7 protein-coding genes are annotated in these 6,965 nt (G+C 46.3%); all 7 read right to left on the minus strand.

Going from position 1 to position 6,965, the window contains the following annotated elements; all coding sequences use genetic code 11:
• Nucleotides 1-132: 132 nt before the first annotated feature.
• A complete protein-coding gene (locus tag QUB11_RS30430) occupies nucleotides 133-1,494 on the minus strand; it encodes an IS4 family transposase (protein ID WP_333207383.1) in 1,362 nt (453 codons plus the stop codon).
• A gap of 233 nt (nucleotides 1,495-1,727) precedes the next feature.
• Nucleotides 1,728-2,708 carry an alpha/beta hydrolase gene (locus tag QUB11_RS30435; RefSeq protein ID WP_333207384.1) on the minus strand — a complete coding sequence of 327 codons (981 nt, stop codon included), beginning with the start codon at nucleotides 2,706-2,708 and terminating at the stop codon, nucleotides 1,728-1,730.
• 59 nt (nucleotides 2,709-2,767) lie between these two features.
• Nucleotides 2,768-3,793, minus strand: a complete 1,026-nt coding sequence (locus QUB11_RS30440) for a nitronate monooxygenase (protein ID WP_333207385.1) — start codon at nucleotides 3,791-3,793, stop codon at nucleotides 2,768-2,770.
• Between the two features lie 136 nt (nucleotides 3,794-3,929).
• Nucleotides 3,930-4,310, minus strand: coding sequence for a hypothetical protein (locus QUB11_RS30445; RefSeq protein WP_333207386.1), 381 nt, complete (start codon nucleotides 4,308-4,310; stop codon nucleotides 3,930-3,932).
• A 54-nt stretch (nucleotides 4,311-4,364) separates the two neighbouring features.
• Nucleotides 4,365-4,778 (minus strand): nuclear transport factor 2 family protein, encoded by a 414-nt coding sequence (locus tag QUB11_RS31395; RefSeq protein WP_445300869.1) that lies wholly within the window; start codon nucleotides 4,776-4,778, stop codon nucleotides 4,365-4,367.
• A gap of 115 nt (nucleotides 4,779-4,893) precedes the next feature.
• Nucleotides 4,894-6,456 carry a GMC family oxidoreductase N-terminal domain-containing protein gene (locus tag QUB11_RS30450; RefSeq protein ID WP_333207389.1) on the minus strand — a complete coding sequence of 521 codons (1,563 nt, stop codon included), beginning with the start codon at nucleotides 6,454-6,456 and terminating at the stop codon, nucleotides 4,894-4,896.
• A gap of 49 nt (nucleotides 6,457-6,505) precedes the next feature.
• Nucleotides 6,506-6,919, minus strand: coding sequence for a CVNH domain-containing protein (locus tag QUB11_RS31400; protein ID WP_445300838.1), 414 nt, complete (start codon nucleotides 6,917-6,919; stop codon nucleotides 6,506-6,508).
• Between the last annotated feature and the right edge of the window lie 46 nt (nucleotides 6,920-6,965).

Consider the following 6,965-nt stretch of genomic DNA (forward strand, 5'->3'; position numbering starts at 1 on the left):
TAGTTAGACTAAAAAAAGCTTTATGGCTTTGATTTTTGAAAAATACCAGTAAGATAATCACATCTGCGGAATGTGGGCTAAAAGCACTATTGTCAATGAGTAATTTTACTCATGTTTTACCTGTTGACCCAATTAAAATATGACTCCATTTGTTCCTTTATTATTGAAAAAAAATTGTTCGGGACTTCTTTGAGTTCCAGGGAAAGGAGAAATAATTAGCCTGACATGAGGTTTTCGTCGTCGCTTAACAATCCCTAAATCTTGATTTTTATCGGAGGCAAAATACTTAACTAGGTCAGAAGCTAATCCTTTTTGATAGGCAACCGAAAAATGATACATCCCCCGATCAATCATTTCTAATGAAACACGTTCAATTGGTACTCCTAATTCATCTGCCACCGCATCTCCTAAATCTACTAAAACCGCATAAAATAGCCAAGTAGCCCAGATTTGGAGCTTAATTCCGTTTAATGAACCTGTCCATAAATAGCTGAGATTTAATAATCTTTTTACTGTACAAAATGCGTCTTCAATTCGCCAGCGTCTTTGATATAAATCTGCTACTACATAGGGGGGCAATATTTCAGGTTCTCGGACACTTGTCAGATAAGAACGCCAGGAAGTCTTGGAGCGAATCTGTACTAATCTTATAGTCAAAGCTGGTGTTTGTTTTGTACCTGCACCTATTTTAATTATCTGGTCTTTGACATCATAAGTATTGGTTAATACCCGCTCGATTTGATAAGATGCACCTTTCTTGATTCGAGTGATAAATCCAATTTCTTGGTCTATGAGTTTTTGCCAAAAAGCGAAGTGATAGAAGCCTCGATCCAGTAACAGCAAGGTTTTTGGCTTAACTGCTTTTAGTAAGTCTTCTTCCCAATGAGTATCTGCTTGTTTGGGATTTGTCCAAAACCAAATTTCTTCGGGAAGATGAGTTACTAGGTCTATTATTACTCCCATTTTTCCGGATAATTGACCAATTGGCACATCTGATAAACTTTGTAGCTTCTTAAATAATGCTTCTAATGTTGAGCCGTCAGCTATCCAGATGTTTTCAAAGTTTTTTAAGGCAAATTGTACGCTATCTGGAAGGGGTCTTGATTTTCTTGTTAACCATTCCTGACGAAAATGAGGTAGTAATTCCTTAAATACTTTTTCAAATAAAATTGCTGGAAAAGTTAAAAATCTTTGTGATAATGCTTGTTGGCTAATTTCTTGTGGCTGACACCATAAAAATCCCTCTCTATTTAATAATCTGGTTAATTCTGTTACTCCTGCTATGTCTCGCCATAATAAACTTAATATTGCTGCCATCATTAATGGTAATGTCAGAATTCTATCTCTTAAATTTAGTTGGCGATAAAAAGTTTTTTGGGCAGCCATTGCTGGAATTAATAAATCTTCCAGGTGATTCGCGATCGCTTCATTTTCTACTTGGGGACGATTTTTTTTCTTTGCATGATCTCGGTTGATTCGTTTTTTGCGAGTCATAACAGGTTCAATTTGGGCTCAAATGCTTGCCAGATATATGTTTTAGCCTATTATACCTTCTTTTGTCTACCCCCCTTGACAATTTGCACTTTTTCTTAACTTGTCACAAATGATCTAGCGTTGATATTTAGATAAACGACCACCCTGAATCACGGGATCGATCGACTTTCGGGCTGATGCCATCACGACGCATTCACCCGGCGCAACCTGTAGTGCTTTAATTGACCGCGACATCAGTTGTCCGCGCCCCGGTGGAAGGAATGTTGGGCTGCTGGGTAAAGCGATCGCGATAGAAACTGCAAAACTCGTCGGTTGAACTTTTCTGGATTCTCGATGAACATGAAATGTCCCCCACCTTCAGCCTCCTCAAAGATTTCCAACTCAGAGTCAGGAATGCTTTGATTAATCCAGGCTTGCGATGTCCACGGAACCAGACTTTTTCTGCCACCAATAATCAAAGTTGGCTGACGAATTCTGACAATTTGATCGCGCCAGTCCGTATGAAGATGGTTGTATAGCAGAGTTGCAGCGATCGCGCGCGGACAGCGAAAGTTGCACTCGACGATCCACTCGAACTGTTCCTTTGACATCGCTGATGTAACCATTGAAGTCAGGATGTTTCGAGTCGATTCCTCGGCGTTGCCGTTCTCCAGGCTATGTATTACTGCATTGAGTTGTTCAGCAGTAAAAATTGCCCCGGATTCTGCTATTTCTTGAACGTTCCAATGCGATCGCAATGTTCCTAGTGGCGATTGATCGACCAACACTAACCGATCGATTTCATCCAACCCAAATAGATCGAGATAGCTCCAGATGATGGCACATCCCATTGAGTGACCTAGCAGGTGTGGCTTTTCGAGTTGCAGAGCACCGATTAATTCCTGAACATCCTTAGACAAGCGAGAAATTCGATAACCGAACGATACTTTTTCTGACTCACCATGTCCCCGCAAATCAACAGCGATCACCTGATAGTGTTCGGCAAAAACGGGAATTTGATATTTGAATTGTTCCGCCGACTGCGACCAACCGTGAAGCATCACGAGCGGTTTTCCTTGACCTGCACTGATGTAGCTCAATTGGGCACCATCAGACGTTTTGAATGTTTTCCTTTGCATATTGTCCTTTGTGGTGTCTTCCACGCACTGATAGCGATTGTGTTCGCTGATTGGTGTTGCAGGTCGCTCCAACTCCTTAATGTGTTCATTCTTCAACTTTCATTGCATTCAGAACACTCAAGTTCCCTGAGTTAAGCGGCGAGTTAATTTTTCCGTTACCGCTGCATCTGTGCGATGACCTCTTCAGCCTCTCGTACCACGTCCTGAACAATCTGCGCTGCGGGCTTAATGTCGTGAATCAGATTGCAAGACTCTCCTGCATAGAGAGCCACAGACTCCATATCCCCGATGAAGCCAGTGATTGGAATCATCGACCCATATTTCGGCACATCCATAGTGGTGCCAGCCAGTGGGACAGTACCGACGATCGTCCCCTCACCTGGACGCTGCCCACTCGTTGGACAGCCCGCAGCCTCCCACTCCGTGAACGTAGCATTGCGTAGCACCCGGTGGGGCGCATCAGACCAACCACCATCGAAAAGCGTGGTATACACCGTGTCCTCGGCTGTGCTGCTGACGACCCGTTCCTGGTAAGCACGAGTTGCAGCGGCTTCGGTGCTACACAGAAACCGCGTCCCCATTGACACCGCTTGTGCTCCAAGATTGAGGGCTGCTACCACTCCTCGACCCGTAGCAATACCTCCAGCGGCAAGCACAGGCACGGATGTAACCGCATCGACCACCGCTGGCACAAGGGTTGACAGCGAGGTGCGGCTCCTCACGTGCCCCCCTGCTTCGACCCCTTGAACGATGAGCGCATCAACACCCATAGCGGCAGCGGCTGTGGCTTCCTCGATCGACCCCACCTGGATAAAGACCTTGGTATTATGTCGGTGAGCCTCGGCGATGTAGGGGCTTGGATCACCCCAAAAGAGCACCAGCAGCGGTACCCGCTCTGCTAGGCAGACATCAATCTGCCCTTCTTCTAGCAGGGGAAGAATGAGGTTCACCCCAAAAGGTTTCTGCGTCAGGGCGCGGATGCGGCGGATCGCTTGTTGGAGGATCGGGGGTGGCATGAACACTCCACCCAGCACCCCACAGCCACCAGCATTCGACACCGCCGCCGCGAGTTCTGGTCCGGCTACAGGTCCCATACCTGCGGAGAAGATGGGGTGGGTAATGCCGATCTGGCGACAGAGAAGAGTGTGCATATATCCTACTGATGCGAGAGTTGGTGTCATAATTTTCTTTTTTATGTACTGCTTTCATTCTTCAACGTTCATCCTGTTCCGACCACTCAAGTTCCCTGAGTTAAGCAGCCAGTTAATCTTTCTATTTCTAAAGACAGGTTTTTGAGTTGTTCACAAGCAGATCAATTCATCCATTGGGTGTACAAGTTTTACTCATAATGGAGCGATCGTTCTTGTACACCTCTAAAGTCCCCTTCCCTTGATGATCTCCCTTACCACCAAGCACCTGATATTTATAGTTGCCATTCTTAAACTTATAAACTTGAGCCACTCCTGTATCGTCTCTAGTTCCCTTGCCCAAACTCAAATTACCTTGAGGACTTGTAGAACGGTAGAGAAGTTCGCCCGAATTATACCTTTTCCAAACATTAACGTTGTATCCACCTTGGCACTTCAAACTGAGTACCAAGTCAGCAGTAGAGTCAGCCGAGGCAGGTAAGACGAGATAAGTTGAAACACCAGTCATCAAACCAAGCAGTAACGCAAATCGCTTCAGTAGTGTTTTCATAGTTTCCTCTTGTAGTTTTGAGCGTTCGGTTTTCTTCTTAGAATCTACTTCTACCTAGCCAGTTGACGACTGGTCATGAACCGGCTCCATGTATAGCCTTGCCCACGCGATGATTCCGTTGCGTAGGCCAGCAACGACTACACCACGCATATTCAGTGCCGATCCGGACGTGCGCGTACCTTGCCAGTGCCATTCAGCCCAGGCGAGGTCACAGTGGATCGTCGAAGCAACCAAAGTTGCACGTAAATCTGGAACCTGGGCAAACAAGGCAGTCCAGTTCTCCCGGACTTGGGCTAGTCCGGCGAAGGAACTCTCAGGATGCAGCGGTAGTTCACCCTTGTAATCATTAGCGAAGCAGCTCACGAGCGCGTCAACGTCGTGTGCGTTGATGGCATCAGACATTCGTTGAAGCACTGTTGGCATCTCATATTGGGCTGGCGCGCTCATGTTTCCTGTTGTGTTAGGCATATTTCAAAGCATTTCGGTACACCCGTTGCCAGTTCTAGTGCTGTCACTTCATCTGGACTTAATCGATCGAGCATCACGATCGTCGATTCTCCTAAAAACTGATCGATCGCTCTTTTCAGTGTGCGATCATCGCCAAAGGTCTTTGCTTTGAAACGCCACCTGCGACTTTAATTAAATCGGCTGCTTTTTCGCCGATCGCAATTATCGGCCCATTCGTATTTCCTGTAGTGATCGTTGGCATGATGGAAGCATCGACAATACGCAATCCCTCAACCCCATGTACCCGCAGTTCGGGGTCTACCACCGCCATTGAATCAGTGCCCATTTTGCAAGTGCCGACCGGATGGTACATCGTATCGCAAGCGTCTCGGATGTAAGCGGAGAGCGCTTCATCGCTCTGCAAGTCGCTACCAGGAGCCAGTTCCTCCCCTTGAAACTCATCAAAGGCATCAGTCTCAAAGATTTGGCGGAGTAGTTTAATCCCTACAACTAGCGTTTGTACATCAGTTTCACTTTGCAGAGAGTTCAGCCGAATCATCGGTGTATCTTTGGGATCGGACGATCGCAAGCTGACACTCCCAATGTTTTGAGCATGGGTCAAAGAGGCGACCCCAAAGAATCCCGGACCAGAGCGGTTAGAGCCAGGTGGTGCCCACAGAATGGGACCTGCGAAACACTGTAAATCTGGTGCAACATCCAAGTTATGCTCGCTATGCAAGAACAATCCAGCTTCACCAATCCCACTGCTGCTGTTGGCAGGGTGGACAGCCTCAGTTGCCTGGTAGGTAATGGGAACGAGAACGTGGTCTTGGAGATTTTGGCCGACCCCAGGCAGATCTGCGACAACAGGAATGCCCAAGGCTTGCAGGCGTGCTGCATCCCCAATGCCGGACAGCAGCAGCAGTTTGGGCGAATCGAATGCACCAGCACTTAAAATCACTTCCTGGTTGACGCTGACCTGGTGCAGTGTGCCCTCGTGAAGATATTCCACCCCAACGGTGCAAGTGCCCTCAAATAACAACCGCGTCACCAACGCGCCTGTTGTGGTTGTCAAATTCGGACGATCGAGAATGGGAAGCAGAAAAGCCGCAGCGGTACTGTGCCGCTTCCCATCTTTAATCGTAAATTGATAAAAGCCTGCCCCTTCTTGTTGACTGCCGTTGAAGTCAGGATTATCGTCATAGCCCATTGCCACTGCTGTCTCGACAAAGCGTTGAGACATTACCGCAGTGTCCATGAGATCCGTGACGCTCAACTCCCCATCAACCCCGTGGTATTCGGAGGCACCTCGTTGCTGGTGCTCGGATTTCTTGAAATAGGGCAACATATCCTGGTAACTCCAACCGGGATTACCTAATTCTTGCCAGTGGTCATAATCGTGACGATTGCCTCGAATGTAAATCATGAAATTAATCGCACTGCTGCCACCCAAAACTTTGCCACGGGGACAGTAGATTTTGCGATTATTTAAGTACGGTTCTGGTTCGGAAAAATATCCCCAGTCCACCTCAGAACCTAATAGTTTTAGGCAGTCTGACGGGATTTGAATCTCTGGTTTGGTATCTGGGTTGCCAGCTTCGAGTAATAACACGGTTGTTTTACTGTCTTCTGTCAAACGGTTGGCAACTACGCAGCCTGCCGAACCTGCACCGATAATAATGTAGTCATAGTTCGTCATGGAATTCTCCTGGTTTGCTGTCTGTCGTGGATTAATCAGACCTTAATTGCTAGCGAGAATACGTCAAGTTTCCATTTTGATTCTCTATTCCCCGAATCAAAATTGATGTTGACTTGGTTGAGCCATTGACTAGACGACAACTTGCTAATAAAGTCAATCCGGTATTATCAATATTCTTACAAGAAGCTTGATAACTGCTAGCGGCTCTTGGATTGCGAGAATAAGTCAAGTTTCCATTTTGATTCTCTATTCCCCGAATCAAAATTGATGTTGACTTAGTTGAGCCATTAGCTAGACGACATCTTGCTGATAAAGTCGCTCCGGTAATCTTAATATTCTGACAAGAACTTTGATAACTGCTAGGAGATGTGGGCCTTGCCAAAGCAGGTTCCCTGGGAATTACAGCTAGAATTGCACCACAAGCAACAAAAGCTATAGCCTTTCTCAGAAAGATGAGGTACAATAACAGCAGTGTGTAAACCAGTTAAAAATATTTGACGATGTAACTT

Source organism: Microcoleus sp. B6-A1, from assembly GCF_036705085.1.
Lineage (GTDB): Bacteria > Cyanobacteriota > Cyanobacteriia > Cyanobacteriales > Microcoleaceae > Microcoleus.